The organism is Rossellomorea aquimaris (genome assembly GCF_000935355.1).
In the GTDB taxonomy this organism is placed as follows: Bacteria; Bacillota; Bacilli; order Bacillales; family Bacillaceae_B; genus Rossellomorea; species Rossellomorea aquimaris_B.
In genome coordinates this window covers 405,431-422,378 of sequence record NZ_JXZC01000002.1, presented here as the reverse complement: position 1 = coordinate 422,378, position 16,948 = coordinate 405,431, and the positions used below count along the sequence as shown (strand labels likewise).

Sequence of the window (16,948 nt, the reverse complement as noted above, 5' to 3'; positions counted from 1 at the left end):
CTTCGTATTGATCTTCGATTTGAAAGGTGAAAACATACATGAAGACTCGTAATGACTATAGACAGCGGATGAGAAGAAGGAAGAGATTCTTCCGGATTTTTCTTGCACTTTCTTTCCTGGGATTAAGTATCGGCACTGCGTACTTTCTCTATCAATATCAAACTGGAAAAATGAATGCCGGTAAAACACAGGCGGCATCTGAAGAAATCCCTGAATTCAATGGCAAAAAAGATGAACACGGAAAAGTGAATATACTACTTCTCGGATCAGATACAAGGGGCGAAGAAAAATCCCGTACGGATACGATCATGATTGCCCAATACGATCCCGAAAAAGGTGAGGCCAGATTGGTTTCATTAATGAGGGATATGTATGTAGACGTTCCGGAATACGGCAAGTATAAATTGAATACTTCCTATTTCCTTGGGGGACCTGAACTTCTTCGTCAAACGCTGAAAGAGAACTTCGATATAGATGTACAATATTATGCGTTAATGGACTTTAAAGGATTCCAGAAAGTCGTGGATGCACTCGCGCCGGATGGAATCGAAATGAATGTAGAAAAAGAAATGTCCACCAACATCAATGTGACACTGGAACCCGGCTTGCAAAAGTTGAACGGTAAAGAACTACTGGGCTATGCCCGTTTCCGCCATGACGCAGAGGGAGACTTCGGCCGCGTCAAGCGCCAGCAGGAAGTCATCAATGCCCTGAAAGATGAAATGTTGTCATTAAACGGCGTATCCAAAATCCCTAAACTGATGGGGACAGTCTCACCCTACATCGAAACGAATATCGGATCCATGGACCGCATCAGTCTTGCAAAAGAATTCGTCCTGAACCCGGTTGATAAGATCGATACAATGAGATTGCCAATCGACAATTCGTTTGAAAATGCTCGATATGAAGGCGTCGGTGCCGTGCTGGACGTAGACATGGAGGCGAATACCGAAGCATTAAAAGACTTCTTGAATGGTGAAGAACCTAAGTCGTATGAAGAATATGTCGAGGAAGAAGCGGTGAGTGACGATGCCGTGGTCGAGGATTCAACTGGTGTTGAGGATACTGGTAGTTATGATGAAACCGAGGACTCCGGTGTCTATGAGGAATCGACTGAAATCGAGGATACAAGTGGTTATGAGGAATAAAATGATAGATTCAACCCATGGAGTGAAGTGATGCTCCGTGGTTTTTTTGTTGTTATGAAATGTTTTGGAGCCTGGTGCGGGCAACGGTAAAGAAAATTCGACAGGGAGGATCAATTAATTGAAATAGGGATCGATTAATTTTATCGAGGATTGAAAAAGCTGAAGCAGGATCAATTATCATGAATTGGGATTAATCACCTTCCGATCAGGATCGATTCCTCCGCGACAACCTCTCCTTATCCCGTATTCAACCCCTGGATCGGCGAGCAATCCAATCAAATGGCATATTCCCAGCTGAAAAAGACAATCTTAAGCTAAAATCAATCCAGGATTGAAAGAAAACTGGCAAAACGGTAACTATTCTATAGATGATTTGCCCGTTGGCTTGGTTTCTAGCTTCGAATGGCTTCGTGTACCAGGTACAACAACCACAAAATGTACCAGGTACAGAAGCCACCAATTGTACCAGGTACAAACAAACCATCCAATCCACCACCCCAACATCAAACCCACAAAAAAATCCCCCCAATCACTGAGGAGATTTCTTCAATCGACGCATCACAAGCTGACGTATGCCATTAATATTCAGAGCCAATACTACAGCCGCATAGGCCGCAATCCCGACTGCAATCTGCACGATAAATCCGAAGATGCCATCAATGGCAAGTGCCGGCCAGACAAGAAGCGCCATGACACCGGTCGCGATAAAGATCTTTCCGACTTCTTTAAACGGGAAGGTGAGCGGGAAAATCTTCTTCCCGATTAAAGCACTCAACAGAACCGATACGACGTAGGATATGATGGTCGCGTAAGCGGAGCCGAATATTCCGTACTCCGGTATTAAGAGTAAGTTCAAAACCACATTCAGTACAGCGGCGGCCAACACCGGCCAGATCTGAAGCTTCGTATTTTTCCCGAGCTGGAAGGCCAGGTCGAAATAGTACATTTTAAAGCCTTGGATAAAGATCGCAAGGGCAATCAGTGAAAAGATCGTCGCTGCTTTCCCTTGATAGGATTCCCCCAGGAAGATTCCCGTAAAGGAATCGCTCAGCAGGATCATTCCCGTTGTCGCAGGGACCGATACAAGTAACAGCAGGGACGTGTTTTCATTTAATTGTTTCTGACATTCTTTGATCCCGCCTGTTTCAAGTGCTTTGACTACAAGCGGATAAGCAGCCAGATTGATGATCATCATCAGCAGGAACAGGATTTGTTTGGCCAGGTCGTAGGAAACGGCATAGATTCCGACAGATGCCTTGTCCATTAACCATCCGATCAAGTAACGGTCCGTATTCAGGATGATGGCTTCCATTGAAAGGGCTGCAATGAATGGAATCGAATACTTCACGACTTCCTTGATCATGTCGCGATCGATCAACTTAATGTCAATCAAGTGCAGGTACTTTGGAATAAAGAAGACGATGGATAAGAAGATTCCGATAATCAAACCAAGGATGATTCCTTCTGCCCCGAAGCCAAAGAATTTAATCAGAACAACAGCTACAATAAGGGATAGTACCACCTTTAATGCGGTCACTACTCCAAATAGTTTGGACGATAGCTCAGAACGCAAGTATTCAGTAAACAGGTCAAACATACTTTGCATGGTGAGCAATCCAATACCCAGGAACCATAAGAGAGCCATCGAATGGAAAGGGGTATAGACAATGAAAGCCCCTGTACCCAGGAAAACAGTTAAGACCGTCATGGATATGAAAGTAGCCGTAATGGAGCTGATGAACATGGCTTTCTGGTTGCCTTCGTATTTTGGATTATAGCGAAGCAGACCCAATCGGAGCCAGTGGAATAGGGTGGTGTTCACAAACGTGACCGCCGCAATGACCAGGGCGTATTCACCGTATTCACTTGGCGATAACAGACGTGTATATAAAGCAATCGCAACGAAATTGATGATCCCAGGGACACCTTTGGAAAGAAAATAAATGAACGTATGTTTGAACATGAAAAATACCTCTCTGTTGATCCAATTTATTAACAAAATTTATATAGTTTTTACAAATAAATTCAATTTAATCGCTTTTTATATTATGATAAGAAGTATCAAATCAATTAGTATATTATATCACAAACGATATTGTTGAATATATTTCTTTTGTCGGGCAGGTAGGTTTACCGCCGTTGCAGCAAGTCAGTAGTAAAAAAGAGAGTGTGGTACCCGAGTTATGAAGGTTTTATTATTAGCACCAGCGAATAATGTACATACGAAGAAATGGCTTGATTACTATAATTCGATAGGTATCGAGGTCATGAATATTAGCTTAGAGAACCACAAAGACTCTACTGAACACATCCCTTGGGAGAATGTAAGCAGAGTCTATTTAAATCTGAAATTGAATCACAAGATTTCTTATTTATTTACGGTTTCGAGGCTTAAGAAAATCATTCGGAAGTATGAGCCTGATCTGATCCATTCCCATTATGCTTCGAGCTACGGGCTGATAGGGGCGCTGACAGGATTCAGTCCTTACATCCTATCGGTATGGGGATCGGACATCTATGATTTCCCAAAGCGGAATATGATGAATCGAATCATCCTTCAATACGCATTGAAGAAGGCAGATTATATTTGTTCCACCAGTCCCGCATTAGAACAGGAAACCAAAAAATATATAGATGCAAACAAGCCATTGGCCATCACCCCATTTGGTGTGGATACGACACAATTCAAACCGGACCTGATGGAGAAGGTCGAAGGTCAATTCAGAATCGGGATCGCTAAAGGGATGGAGCCGAAGTACGGAATCGAATATCTCCTGAAGGGCTTTAAACTCTTTCTGGACACACTGGGATCCGAGCGCCAGTACGTTCGTCTGCAGCTGGCAGGGGACGGACCTTATATGACGAAATATATGAAACTGACAGAAGACCTCGGCATAGCTGAGAATGTAGAGTTTTTAGGAAGAATCGCGCATGAGGATGTTCCTGATTTCATCTCGTCTCTTCATATATTTGTCATTTCTTCCTTGATTGAAAGCTTCGGGGTTTCGGCTGTAGAGGCCCAGGCTTGTGGTGTACCGGTTGTGGCAACCAATGTCGGCGGCCTGCCGGAAGTCGTGCTGGACGGGGAAACAGGCTACCTGATCCCATCTAAGGATCCGGCAGCACTGGCCGACAAACTACTATATCTATATAAGGATTCTTCAGAACGAGTGAAGTTAGGGAGAAACGGCAGGGAGCATGTCATCAATCATTACGATTGGGAAGAGAATTCTAAGAGAATGATAGATCTTTATAATGAAATAATAAAAGGGAAGAGTTAAACAACTCGATTTACGGTCACTCACTTCTCTTCAAACCTACAAATATGAAAGACACTCAAGCATCCTAATGATGGAGAATTGAGTGTCTTTTTTTATAATTATGTAAAAGTTTACGAAAACATGTCAAAAGTATGTCAACTGTTGTCGATATTAATGGTAGAATAAAGGAAAATTTTAATAAAATGGAGGAGAATGCAAAAAAATGAAGAAAAAGATTGCGATGCTTGTTGTGACAATGGCTATGTTTCTAGTCATACCGATTCTGGCATCGGCTGAGAAGAATGTAGTCATTGACCCAGGTCACGGAGGATGGGATTCAGGTACAACAGGATATTCTGGGAGTTCAACTGGTTTTTATGAAAAGCATGCCAATCTGGCAATCTCTGAAAAATTACGGGATAAGCTGAAAGCAATAGGGTTCAACGTGTATATGACTCACGATAATTTAACTACATATTTGAGTCTTCAAGAACGTACAGACATTGCCAATGCATTTGCCAAGGGAAAGAATGACCAGACAGTATTCGTTTCGGTTCATCACAATGCGGCCCCTACAAACCCGTATGTACGTGGATTCGAATCGTATCACTATGATAATAAATATGCCTGGGAAGAGGAATATCCACCCGATCCGATTCAGGTAGCGTATGGAAGTGAATCCAAGAGATTAGCAGAAACGGTTCACCCGAGTACGGTGAATGCCATCGGACTGACAGACAAAGGAATGAGAAATGATCAGGCGTTTTATGTGATCCGTAACACGCAGATGCCGTCACTCTTATTGGAGATGGGGTATATGTCAAATCCGACAGAGGAAGCCCTGATTAAAACATGGACGTTTCAAAATAATGCTGCAGAGGGTATCAAGAACGGAATCGTTTCCTACTTCAAAGTGTATGAAGTATATAACGCAGAGAATAAGAGACTTAAAGTCTATAAGACGAAAGAGGAAGCCATTCAATACTCCAAGTCTCAATCCAATACATATGTATTCGATAAATACCAGCAGAAAAAAGTGTATGAGAATTTGAATGAATACAGTGTCTATCAAAAAGGGAATGACAGGCTTAAAACCTTCCCGATCAAAGAAGACGCGATCCAATATGCAGGAACTCTGACAAATACGAGAGTAGTGGATGAACACACTGAAAAAATCCTTTGGTCTAATTATTTACCCAAAAAGTACAGTGTTCAAACAGAAGCAGGAAAAAGTTTATGGTCGTATTACGATGTCAAGAGTGCAATCGATTACGCTAAATGGAAGGCAACACCATTAAAAGTGGTTGATATTGATTCCAAGGGCGTCATTTGGTCGAGTATCGATGGAGTTAAAATCAATCGTTTCATTAATGATACAAACCTGATCGGCCTCGACCGGATGGAAACGGCGATCAAGGTTTCCAAAGACCTTTATCCTAACGGTTTCTCAAGTTCCAAAGCGAAAAAAGCCGTCGTACTCGCAACAGCATATGACTTCGCAGACGCACTTTCAGTAGGGCCTCTTGCAGCTCAATTGGATAACGCTCCTATTCTATTAACCAGTAAGGACCAGCTTCCTTCAGAAGTAGAAAAAGAGCTTGTGAGACTGAATGCAAAAGAAGTACACATAATTGGTGGTAAAGGAGCCGTTTCAACTGCGGTTCAAGATCGACTGGCGAAGCTTGGACTTACCGTTACAAGAGTCGGTGGAGCTGACCGCTATGATACGAATCTTCTAATCAACAAAAAGCTGACGAATGTAAAAGGTGTATTCGTCGCATCAGGCAAGAATTATGCGGATGCCCTTGGTGCTGCACCGATTGCCTCAGCCAATCAATGGGCGATCGTGCTGACTGGTCAAGATAGCATCAATTCTAACGCTTTATCGTATATAAAAGGAAAGCAAGTGAAGGTCCTTGGTGGGGGAAGTGCCATTTCATCAACGGTTGAACAATCGATCAAACGCTATTCAACCAATGTGGAAAGACTCTCCGGAGCAGACCGTTATAAAACACTTGCAAAAGTACTGACAAAATTCAAATCAGTGATGGGATCGGATAAGTTCATCGTTTCCACTGGAACGAATTACCCTGATGCTTTAACCGCATCTGCCCTATCTGTGAAAACAAAGGCGCCGATCGTATTGGTAGGCGGCTCTTTAGATAGTCACCTTGAGGACTTCATCCTTGAGTATCAACCTGTTGGTGGCGTTAAAGAAGTCATCAAAGTAGGCGGAAAAGTCGATGACAGCATCATTGAAAAAATGAAGAATGTCTTGTATTAAGGAGGACACCCAGTGTTAAACAGTCGTAAAAATATCTTTCTAGTCTCTCTGCTCATCTTGTCTATGACTGTCTTCACCGCATGCAATGCTTCCTCTCCAAGTGAGAAAACAACGAAGGAAGAACCTGAAACAACCGAAAGTGAAACGTCGAATGAAGATACTTCTGTAAATGAAGAGTCGGATAACTCTACTGTTCAGGAAGAAGTGGAGGAAGTGGAAGCAGAGGAGCCGTCCGAAAGCTCCGAAGAAGAAACAACTGAAGAAGACAATGAAACGACGGAAAAAGAAAAAGAAGAAGTAAACATGTTACTTCAACAGCTGAAGCCAGAAAAAAACATGGTCAAAACCTTTGAAAATAAGGACTTCAGCTTAACGGAGACAGTGGTCGATCACAATGAAACCCATGTTCAGCGTGTATTCAAAGTGGGAGAGATGGTCACTCTTCAAATCCTAAAATGGGATCAAGATGCCATTCAAGTCGTGTATGAAGAAAGTAATCCGAAGAACGTGAAAGAAAGCATGTTGGACAGCTTCTCTCCGGATAAAGAAGCAAAACCGCTGGCCGACATCAAGCATAAAGGAAAAGGTGACACAACACGATGGGAAATCATCAGTGAAGATGAAACGATCAAAGTTCCTTACGACACGTATGAACATGTCGTCGCGGTTCGAAGCACGGTAAAAAACGGAAACGTGAATACCATCAATACGATGTATTATGCTCCCGGGATCGGCATGATCAAAGAAGTATATGAAGAAACCGGGGAAAACGGATATAAAATCGAATCCGTTTTGACAAAAGTAGAAGAGCTATAAAATCCTGAAGGTGTTCCCATGTGGAACACCTTCCTCAAGTACATATCCCAAGGAGGAAAAAACATTGAAGAAGAAGTTACTATCTATGCTGGTTCTTTCCACGATGGTTACGGGAATGATGGCAGCACCGATTGATACAAGTGCAGCTGGTGAGCCCATTTCTGTCAAACTTCAGAATTATATCGGAAGTAAGAGTTCACTTCCATTTAGTGTAAATGGGGACTATCAAGTGAAAGGGACATCGATTTTCATCCAGCCCGGAACTGCCTACACAATCAAGGTGGAGTCAGGGAATCTATCTCTTTACAAAGGTTCTACACTAGTGAAAAAGTTCGATGGCAACGTATCGATCATGCCAACGATCACGGAAGCGATGGACCGTTCCATGACGATAAAAGGGAATTATGACAAGCAATACTTAGGAGAAGTTGAGTTTACGGTTGAATCCAGTAAATATGTTAGACCCGTAAATCATATCAATCTGGAAGACTACTTAAAAGGCGTGGTCCCGGCAGAAATGCCTGCTTCCTGGGGTGGCAATGGCGGACTGGATGCCTTGAAGGCTCAAGCTGTAGCAGCCAGAACGTTTGTATTGAAAAAAGCAAATAATCCTAGTAATCCAAATCCTTGGACGATTTACGATGGACAAAGTGATCAAGTCTATAAAGGCTATGATTGGAACACCTATACAACAAAAGCGGTCAATGAAACACAAGGAGAAGTTCTGAAAAAAGGCGACAGCTATGCGGAAGCATTTTATTCTTCATCTAACGGGGGAAGAGTATTCTCGAATCAAAATGTGTGGGGCTCAGATTTAGTTCCTTACCTGGAGACAAAGCCGGACATCTATGATGCGAAAATCTCACCGCATGGAAATTGGGCAGTCCCTCTTGCGAAATCTCAATTCGACGCAAGCGAGTTAGATCTTAAGAAACCAGAAGCATGGTGGTCGGACGCGAAGGAAAAAGATCAAACGATCATTTCCAACATGAAATCATGGTTAAAAAATAAAAATCATCTTGATGAAAAGAGTGAAATCAAAATCGTCGATATTAAGGATGTCTCTTTTGATATCCCGGATTCTTCCTTCACTTCGACAGATGTATTAAAGGGAACCGTATCGTTCACTTATTTTGAGAAAAAAGATAGTGGATTTGTGAAAAATGAAGATGAAACCATCAAGCTGCAAACGAAAACGATTAATGATCGCTCTTATAACATTCGTTTTATGCTGGGAACATCGATCATGAAGAGCCCTTATGTAAAAGAATTGAAAGAAACAGATGAGCTATACACAATCAACGGGGGCGGTTTCGGCCACGGAATCGGGATGAGCCAATACGGCGCTTACCAAATGTCGAAAGAAGGAAATAACTTCAGGACGATCCTTGGCTACTACTACCCGACAACAAGCGTGAATAGAGAATTGGACTTGAATGACTATTCTCATGAGCTTGAAGGGATTGACCGCTATGAAACAAGCGTAAGTGTATCAGAGTATGGCTGGGAGAATAAATCGAAGGCAGTTGTCATCGGCCGCGGCGATTTATCCATCGATGCTTTAACAGGAAGTGTACTGGCGAAGAAATTGGATTCTCCATTATTATTAACAACATCTAAATCGCTTCCGGATACAGTCCTTGATGAAATTAAGCGTCTTCAGCCTGAAAAGGTCTACTTACTCGGCGGTACGAATGCCATCAGCAGTAATGTAGAGAATCAATTGAAAGGCTTATCCGATGTTACCCGCATCAGTGGGGCAGAGCGTTATGAGACAGCAGTGAAAGTGGCAGATGAAATTAACAACAATCATGAAATCTTTGTTGTGACAAAAGACGAGAAATCCCCGGATGCATTGTCGATTGCATCCTATGCAAGCATGATGCAAATCCCGATTCTTTACACAACAAAAGATTCTCTTCATGAAAGTGTTGAAGCTTACATGAAAGAGAATACGATTAATAAAGTAACGATCATTGGCGGTCAGTCCGCTGTTTCTACTGAAGTGGAACGCCAACTGATGAGTCTTGCTTCAGATGTGTCAAGGGTATACGGAGATGACCGTTACCAAACAAGTCTGACCATTGCAGAGAAATACAGCAGTGAGTTTGAAGAAAAGACATTATTCTTCGCGCGCGGAGACGTCTTCATCGATGCCCTGCCTGCATCTTCATTGGCAGCAGCGATGAAATCACCATTAATCTTGACGCGTAAGGATCAATTACCCGACAATGTGAAAGCATGGCTGGATGAGCGTACTGTCCTGGCCGATACCTACTTCTTAGGCGGTAAAGGTGCCATCTCGGAATCGGTTCGTCAAGATATCCAACAGGCTTTAGCGAATTAATTTGAATCAAGGAGCTGCCATTCTTCGGGATGGCAGTTTTTTAATGGGATTGGAGCCCATCCAGCCCCACTACCAGCCAGATAATCGGCAGCTGAAAATGAGTAACTTCCCCTCATATAGATCAATCTTCCAATATTATGACTATAAATCACGTTTGTAACACATATTTAACATAACGGAATCATAGAGAATTTGCGTCATTTTTCAGTATTGACAAGGGTGACGAAGCGTAGAGGTGTAGGGAACAAAGCATTTTCAAATGGTTGGTTTTCATGTATAATTTTTTATTGTTGTTTGATTATCAAGACGTAACAGGGTGCGTCCCTTTTTACATAAGAAAGACGAATTCGACGGTCCTCATAGGAAAGGAGTTTGCAATGAAAAGACAGTTTGCCGTTCTACTCATTTTAATTACCTTATTTTTAAGTGGCTGCGGTGATCAGCCATTGAAATTCAGAAACCTGCTGGAAGCGGATCAATATATTCGCAATAATATTGAAAACACGGATTGGGATGCCTTTAAATATATGCTGAGTCCTGACAACACAGTGACAGAAAAGGACTTCAACTATCTTAAAGAGAAACTGACATCTCAACGCAAAAGTTATTTCCATACCGAAGCTGTTAATAAGTTCTATCGTTTTAATAAAGAAAATGAATTGGTTTATATGACGGAGTGGGAGAAGAAGGACGGAATTCTTCTACTGAAAGATATAGACTATATTCAATAAGGCTCTTATGAAATGCCTTCAATAAACTAAAAAGACAATGAGGAGTTTAGTATGAATTTTTCCACACTCATGAACAAGTATGAGCCGAGGATGAAGCAGATCATCCTGATTTTAGTGGCCGGATATTTGTTCTTCGCCCAGTTCTCTACTCAAGCTAAATACATCAAGCTTCTCCCCGTACCCGTTCCTGCGGTGCTGACATTGGGGGTTGGCTCACTGTTATTCCTGTATTACGTACTCAATCGAAAACGTTTGACGCAAACCTCAGAGTTTGATAAATACTTGAAACGCTTCCTGATTCTATTTCTTATCTCATTGGCACTGGCAATCCTTTCTGCTTTTTATACTGCTACGGTATTGAATAGTGTTGAGTATATGAACTACCTGAAAAGCTCGATGATCACGCGACTTGCCTATTATCTCAGCTTTTTCATGTTTGTGTACTTCGGCTACCGGTTGCTTGTGAATGAGCCAAAGGATAACGAAAGCATCATCAAAGTCTATCCGTTGTCGATAGCATTGTTAGTGGCAGTAGCCTTCTGGCAGCTTGCCTATTTCATGTTTAACATTCCATTCCTTAATTTAGATACCCGTTCCTTCGTTCATAGCGTTGAGGGAGTGACGCTGTTCGACTTCCGGATCACGTCATTCACCAATGAACCAAGCTATATGGGACCGTTCTTGATCGATCTGATCATCCTGGCATTCCTGTTTGTGAAACGGAAATGGGTGTATGCAGTCGTCGTACTCATCCCGACGCTTTTCATCCTGGCCTTTACGTTTTCCGTGAGCGCCTATTTCAATCTGGTACTCGTGATAGGCTTCTTGATGGTCTATCTCATGTTCCATCCAAAATTCCCGAAAAAGATCCTTTGGATGATTCCATTGGTGGGGATCATCGGAATTGCCGGACTTTATCTCGTAAACCCGGATCTACTGGCGAAATTCTTCTCTCCGATTTGGGGAAGAAGGGATAACCTTTTTGATCCGACACAATCAAGCCGGATTTATATGTACGTCATGCCATTCCAGTGGCTGTTCGATCATTCCATCGTATCGGGACTATTTGGATACGGACCTGGAGCTTATGAATTCCTGGCGGGTACCAAGATTGTGCCACATACCCAGATGAGCCTGGCCATCTCGGCAAACAATATGTTTATCGATGTGCTATTCGAGCAAGGTGTCATCGGACTCCTTCTATTATTGACAGGATTAATTTCCATCGCCGTGTTCCTATTGAAGAACGGCATGAAGAACATGTACTACTTCATTGCATTGGTAGAGTACTTTCACCTGATGGTCACATCCTTATACAGAGCGGATTATGTCACACCACGATTCTGGGCAGTTCTATTAGTCATCGCCGTGCTAGTGAAAATCGGTGAAATGAAACACAAAGATAAGCAAAATGTAATGGAGTGATACAGTTGAGTTCTTACAAAATCTTTCTTTCATATCTGATCTTTGTGGTTCTTTTGTTCGGCATCATCGTTGGCGTGAAAACAAAAGAGGTGCAGAAAAGTGAATATAAATCGGTCGGAAACGAATATTCACTCCTGAATTTCGGCTTAGGCGAAAGGTATCAGGAAGTCTTTAAGGTCATGAAAGATCCCGAATCCAAAGATGAAGCCCTGGATGATCCAGAACAGAAGCTTCGCGTCCACTTCACGGGTGGAGAAGCAGACTACCTGATCACATCCAACAGAAAGTTCAAAATTTCTGACACGATCAATGCAGGAGATAACCTGCAAAAGGTCATTGATAACAACTTAGAGCTGGACATGTTTGAATACAAAGCAGATGAAAATGCGACAACATCGTATGTATATATGATTATCGATGAACAAAGCGTTGTGTTCGAAGTGGAAGAAGGTAAAATCACCAAAATACTATTGGCTCAAGAAGAAATTCCTATCGTCGAGCTGATAGGTGCTCTGAATGAAGACTTGGCGACAGAAGAGTTCCTGGAGCTAACGGACGAAGAGCTTCTTGAAGAGTCCGGCATGCTGAGCTTCCGGATCGATTACGAAAAGAACAACAGAAAAGTACTATCAGACGAATTCCTGCAATACGTGGATGCAGGTCTCTTACCAGAAACGCCATTGCCAATCGGGTATTCAGAAAAGAACCTGTTCCGTAAATACGGTGATCCTGTTTACATCTTCGAAGGACAAGGCGAGGTTGAATTCTACTACTACTATAAAGAGTTCAATTCCTTTGTTGGATTAAACGAAGATAAGCGACTCGTGGAAATCAAGTTCCCGGTAAACATCCCGGCAGCGGAATTCGAAAAGATCCATGGCGATCTTGAAAATGAGCTCGACCTCGAACAAAACGAGCTGAAGTTAACGAAAGAAAATGACATGATTACGGAAGTCATTTTAAAAGAAAAGTGATTTCTTGAGGTGCACCCGGGCAAGTGGGGTGCACCTTTTTAATTCGCACTTTTCGTAAAGTTTGTGGCTATTGTAGAGAAGAAAGTAGTAGTTGATTTCCGCTGCAGGATGCTCGCTTTCCGCGGGGCTGGCGGTGAGCCTCCGGGGTCTCACCTGTCCAGCTATTCCCGCAGGAGTCGATCATCCTTTCGCTCCAACCAACTTTCTGAGCATGAATCCTTAAGCGAAAACAATTAAAACAAGCTTTATAGAAAACAATCTCATTGAAAGTAAGGAGAGATTGATTGTCTCAAGGAAGTATTTTTCAAATTAGTTTGTTTTCTAGCCCACGATGAAGCTCTGTCACAAAAAAACTGTTAAAGATGGTGAGGGGAACTGCGCAGACTCCTGCGGAAGTACGGGCGTGCCGAGACCCCGGAAGCGAATCTGAGGAGGCTCGGCCGATCGTCCGCGGAAAGCGGAGCAGTTCCCCTCACCATCCAGCACACACTAATTGACAGAGCCTTGCAGAACTCATGTTAAAACAACAATATTTGCGAAAAGAGCCTTTTAATTTTATGGAATTCGCCACAAAAAAGGCAGGCACCACAACCAGGCACCTGCCGCAAATCTAATCAAATCCAACAAACACTATTTCTTCTCATACCTAAAAATCTCCCTGAATGCTTTACCATAATAGCTAAACGGCTCATCTAAATGACGGTACTTTTTCAACGTGAAGAGAGTCAATAGAACCACCGCAGTAGGGGTATTGTACATTCTCTTGAACAAAGGCCCTTTTCCAATAAACGATTTCTCATATAATCGGGTCTGCATCTCAGGCTTCTCATGATTCACGACAACCTTCGGATAATAGCTGATGGACTTATGATTTCTCGCTAAATCGAATAAGAAGACATTCTCTTCCCCGGAAGGATAAATCGCACCCAAGCCGAACTTCTCGTCGAATCGGATCAGGGAGGACTCGATATTCGCCGTCTGGATAAAGATCTCGATGGAAGACTTCTTCAACAGCTTACCGGTTGTAACCTGCTTCTGCTCTTCTTCGTCATATTCTTTATAGTAAACGCCTTTAATCGGATCATAGATTTGGAAGCATGCCACATCGGTCTCGAGATTCTCATTGAAATAATCGACAACAAGCTGGAACGAGTCGTCATTATACCAGCAGTCATCATCCGAAAACGTCAGAATGCTTCCACTCGCATGCTCAATACCAACGTTCCGGGCAAGTGACAACCCTTTACGATCAATTTCTATATGATTGTATTTAAAGTTAACATCTTTTAAAACGGATGTAATATAATTGTGATTGTCTTGTGATACAATAATGACTTCGAAGTCTTTGTATGATTGATTATTAAGACTTTCAAACAATCGTTTCAATTCCTCTGGCTTCGTTCCAAGAGTTGGTACGATTACACTAATCATTTTCTTCATCCTCACATCTGAAATTACTCGCTATATTATAGCACAATAAACCCGTGAGATTAAGAAATCAACAACATATGGTATAATACACATGAATTTTAATAGATTTTGGCTCATTCGAGTGAAACCAAAGTTTCACTCGCCTTTCAGCGGATAGCTGAAAGGTAGCCTGTTGGTGAGAAAACGCATGAGCAAAGAAATTTGCTCGGGCGTTTTCTCACCAACAGGCGTAAATGAGCCAAAATCTGCAGACACTATTTAAAAGACTTCGAATCAGTAGAATAAGAACAATTGATTTACACAAAACTAAGAGGTGAGTTCTTTGAGAGTAAAAAAAGCGATTATCCCGGCTGCGGGTTTAGGTACGAGATTCCTGCCGGCAACAAAGGCACAGCCGAAAGAAATGCTACCAATTGTAGATAAACCTACAATCCAATATATTATCGAAGAAGCCGTCAATTCAGGGATAGAAGATATCCTGATCGTGACGGGCCGTGGAAAACGTGCCATCGAAGACCATTTTGACAAGTCTTTAGAGCTTGAAGAAATGCTTGCCATGAAAGAGAAATACGATGAGCTCGAGCAAATCAAACAAATCTCTCATATGGCGGACATTCACTACATCCGTCAAAAAGAGCCAAAAGGACTCGGACATGCCATCTGGTGTGCCAGAAAATTCATCGGAAATGATCCTTTCGCCGTCCTTCTAGGAGACGACATCGTAATCTCCGAGAAACCTTGTCTAAAACAACTGATCGATGAATTCGAAGAAAAAGAAGCGAGCATCATCGGCGTACAGGAAGTCCCTGACGAGGACGTATCCAAATATGGTGTCATCGACGTGGCAGACCCTAATAATGACGGCCCGCTATTCAAAGTCAAAGGGCTCGTGGAAAAGCCGAAACTGGAAGATGCTCCTTCCAACATGGCCATCATGGGACGCTACGTCCTCACACCGGATGTACTCGACATTTTAGGAAACCTGGAGCCTGGTCAAGGGAATGAAATTCAATTGACAGACGCTCTTCAAGAATTAAATACGAAGCAAAATGTTTACGGTTATTCTTTTGATGGTAAAAGATACGATATTGGAAACAAATACGGCTTTGTTCAAGCAACAGTAGAGTTTGCTTTAATGCGAGATGACCTGAAAGGTCCATTGAAAAGCTGGTTAAAAGACATCATTTCAGAATGAACAAGGAGAAATTAAGATGAACATTTGTGTAATTGGTACAGGTTATGTAGGGCTTGTTTCAGGCGTTTGCTTCAGTGACGCCGGAAATAACGTGACATGCCTGGATATAGACGCTCAAAAAGTAGAGAACCTGAAAAATGGGATCATCCCTATTTACGAGCCGGGCTTGACCGAATTAGTAGAAAAGAACATCAGCGAAGGCCGCCTATCCTTCACAACGGATTATGCTGAAGGGATGAAGGACGCGGACCTTGTCATCATTGCAGTCGGAACTCCTCCTAAAGAGAACGGGGAAGCGAACCTGCAATACATCGAAGCGGCTGCCCGTTCGATTGCAGAGCACCTTCATGACTATAAGGTGATCGTGACGAAGAGCACGGTTCCAGTCGGAACAGGCGCCATGATCAAGGGTGTCATCAAAGAGGTTGTCGGACATGAAGAATTCGATGTCGCATCCAACCCTGAATTCCTTCGTGAAGGATCGGCCATTTACGATACAGTGAATATGGAAAGAGCGGTCATCGGAGTGGAATCAGAGAAAGCAGAAGCGATCCTGAAGGAACTGCATGCTCCTTTTACCAAAAATATCGTAGTGACAAATATTGAAACTTCTGAAATGATCAAATATGCGTCCAATGCGTTCCTTGCAACAAAAATCAGCTTCATCAATGAAGTGGCGAACGTGTGTGAACTTGTTGGTGCAGACGTGACGAAGGTGGCAGAGGGAATGGGGTATGACCCGCGTATCGGCCCTCAATTCCTGAACGCTGGAATCGGCTACGGAGGTTCATGTTTCCCTAAGGATACAAGTGCCCTTGTCAAGATTGCCGACCAAGTGGGCTACGACTTCAAGATCGTCAAAGACGTTGAAGCGGTGAACGGCCTTCAGCGCTTCAAGGTTGTAGACAAGCTGGTAGAAGCCTTCGATGGCGACCTGACAGATAAGAAAATTGCTGTCCTTGGTCTTGCGTTCAAGCCGAATACAGATGACATGAGGGACGCACCTTCTGTCGATGTCATCCCTAAACTGCAGGAACTTGGAGCGGACATCACGGCATATGATCGTATTGCAGAGAAAAACGCAAAGGCGCTCATTCCAAACCTTCGTACAGGACAAGACCTGTATGAAGTGATCCAGAACTCGGATGCCATCCTGATTCTGACAGAGTGGGATGAAGTAAGAGAGCTCGATTTAGAAAAAGTAGCTACACTAGTAAATAGCAAAGTCATCATTGATGGACGTAATATCTTTGATCCTGCTCTTATGGAAGAGAACGGATTCTACTATGCGTCAATCGGAAGAAAAACGGTCAAGGCATAACATGATAGGTGGATCC

Annotated in this window: 14 protein-coding genes; 10 read left to right on the top strand and 4 right to left on the bottom strand. The window is 42.7% G+C overall.

All coding sequences use genetic code 11. From position 1 onward, the window contains the following. Positions 1-38 precede the first annotated feature (38 nt). Positions 39-1,148: an LCP family protein gene (locus tag TV75_RS09165; protein WP_082051213.1), complete on the top strand. Its 1,110-nt coding sequence runs from the start codon at positions 39-41 to the stop codon at positions 1,146-1,148. Positions 1,149-1,505: 357 nt separating this feature from the next. Here TV75_RS09165 and TV75_RS21805 read toward each other — a convergent pair whose 3' ends face one another. Continuing rightward, positions 1,506-1,661, bottom strand: coding sequence for a hypothetical protein (locus tag TV75_RS21805; protein WP_156142361.1), 156 nt, complete (start codon positions 1,659-1,661; stop codon positions 1,506-1,508). 16 nt (positions 1,662-1,677) lie between these two features. Continuing rightward, complete coding sequence (locus tag TV75_RS09160) at positions 1,678-3,111, bottom strand: oligosaccharide flippase family protein (protein ID WP_044338413.1); 1,434 nt, start codon at positions 3,109-3,111, stop codon at positions 1,678-1,680. A 220-nt stretch (positions 3,112-3,331) separates the two neighbouring features. Between TV75_RS09160 and TV75_RS09155 the strand changes: the two genes are divergently transcribed. The 4 genes from TV75_RS09155 (at position 3,332) to TV75_RS21120 (ending at position 9,855) form a co-directional block, all read left to right on the top strand. Continuing rightward, positions 3,332-4,429: a glycosyltransferase gene (locus TV75_RS09155; RefSeq protein ID WP_044338412.1), complete on the top strand. Its 1,098-nt coding sequence runs from the start codon at positions 3,332-3,334 to the stop codon at positions 4,427-4,429. Positions 4,430-4,631: 202 nt separating this feature from the next. Then, the gene (locus TV75_RS21125; protein WP_052504483.1) at positions 4,632-6,692 is read left to right on the top strand and encodes a cell wall-binding repeat-containing protein; all 2,061 of its coding nucleotides are present in this window, start codon (positions 4,632-4,634) and stop codon (positions 6,690-6,692) included. Positions 6,693-6,704: 12 nt separating this feature from the next. Continuing rightward, positions 6,705-7,508 (top strand): hypothetical protein, encoded by an 804-nt coding sequence (locus tag TV75_RS09145; RefSeq protein WP_044338411.1) that lies wholly within the window; start codon positions 6,705-6,707, stop codon positions 7,506-7,508. A 64-nt stretch (positions 7,509-7,572) separates the two neighbouring features. After that, positions 7,573-9,855, top strand: coding sequence for a SpoIID/LytB domain-containing protein (locus TV75_RS21120; RefSeq protein WP_052504482.1), 2,283 nt, complete (start codon positions 7,573-7,575; stop codon positions 9,853-9,855). Here TV75_RS21120 and TV75_RS21800 read toward each other — a convergent pair. Beyond that, the gene (locus TV75_RS21800; RefSeq protein WP_156142360.1) at positions 9,852-10,007 is read right to left on the bottom strand and encodes a hypothetical protein; all 156 of its coding nucleotides are present in this window, start codon (positions 10,005-10,007) and stop codon (positions 9,852-9,854) included. The two genes, TV75_RS21120 and TV75_RS21800, sit on opposite strands and share 4 nt — an antisense overlap. Positions 10,008-10,232: 225 nt before the next feature. Here TV75_RS21800 and TV75_RS09135 point away from each other — a divergent pair, with 225 nt between their 5' ends. Genes TV75_RS09135 through TV75_RS09125 form a run of 3 tightly spaced genes read left to right on the top strand, consistent with a single transcriptional unit; the run spans position 10,233 to position 12,985 of the window. Beyond that, positions 10,233-10,586 (top strand): hypothetical protein, encoded by a 354-nt coding sequence (locus tag TV75_RS09135; RefSeq protein ID WP_044338410.1) that lies wholly within the window; start codon positions 10,233-10,235, stop codon positions 10,584-10,586. 51 nt (positions 10,587-10,637) lie between these two features. Then, positions 10,638-12,011 carry an O-antigen ligase family protein gene (locus tag TV75_RS09130; RefSeq protein WP_044338409.1) on the top strand — a complete coding sequence of 458 codons (1,374 nt, stop codon included), beginning with the start codon at positions 10,638-10,640 and terminating at the stop codon, positions 12,009-12,011. A 5-nt stretch (positions 12,012-12,016) separates the two neighbouring features. Next, positions 12,017-12,985, top strand: a complete 969-nt coding sequence (locus tag TV75_RS09125; protein WP_044338408.1) for a hypothetical protein — start codon at positions 12,017-12,019, stop codon at positions 12,983-12,985. 630 nt (positions 12,986-13,615) lie between these two features. Here TV75_RS09125 and TV75_RS09120 read toward each other — a convergent pair. Then, positions 13,616-14,416, bottom strand: coding sequence for a glycosyltransferase family 2 protein (locus tag TV75_RS09120; RefSeq protein WP_052504481.1), 801 nt, complete (start codon positions 14,414-14,416; stop codon positions 13,616-13,618). Between the two features lie 322 nt (positions 14,417-14,738). On the opposite strand from TV75_RS09120, the gene galU reads away from it, so the two are divergent. Both galU and TV75_RS09110 read left to right on the top strand, forming a co-directional pair. Next, complete coding sequence (galU, locus tag TV75_RS09115; RefSeq protein WP_044338406.1) at positions 14,739-15,611, top strand: UTP--glucose-1-phosphate uridylyltransferase GalU; 873 nt, start codon at positions 14,739-14,741, stop codon at positions 15,609-15,611. A gap of 10 nt (positions 15,612-15,621) precedes the next feature. Next, on the top strand, positions 15,622-16,932 hold the full coding sequence (locus TV75_RS09110) for a UDP-glucose dehydrogenase family protein (RefSeq protein ID WP_437176708.1): 1,311 nt from the start codon (positions 15,622-15,624) through the stop codon (positions 16,930-16,932). Positions 16,933-16,948: the final 16 nt, after the last annotated feature.

What these genes read in the sequence shown, in the direction of transcription:
- TV75_RS09165 (WP_082051213.1), top strand. Translation starts at nt 39, where the DNA reads ATGAAGACTCGTAATGACTATAGACAGCGGATGAGAAGAAGGAAGAGA.
- TV75_RS09160 (WP_044338413.1), bottom strand. Translation starts at nt 3,111, where the DNA reads ATGTTCAAACATACGTTCATTTATTTTCTTTCCAAAGGTGTCCCTGGG.
- TV75_RS09155 (WP_044338412.1), top strand. Translation starts at nt 3,332, where the DNA reads ATGAAGGTTTTATTATTAGCACCAGCGAATAATGTACATACGAAGAAA.
- TV75_RS21125 (WP_052504483.1), top strand. Translation starts at nt 4,632, where the DNA reads ATGAAGAAAAAGATTGCGATGCTTGTTGTGACAATGGCTATGTTTCTA.
- TV75_RS09135 (WP_044338410.1), top strand. Translation starts at nt 10,233, where the DNA reads ATGAAAAGACAGTTTGCCGTTCTACTCATTTTAATTACCTTATTTTTA.
- TV75_RS09130 (WP_044338409.1), top strand. Translation starts at nt 10,638, where the DNA reads ATGAATTTTTCCACACTCATGAACAAGTATGAGCCGAGGATGAAGCAG.
- TV75_RS09120 (WP_052504481.1), bottom strand. Translation starts at nt 14,416, where the DNA reads ATGATTAGTGTAATCGTACCAACTCTTGGAACGAAGCCAGAGGAATTG.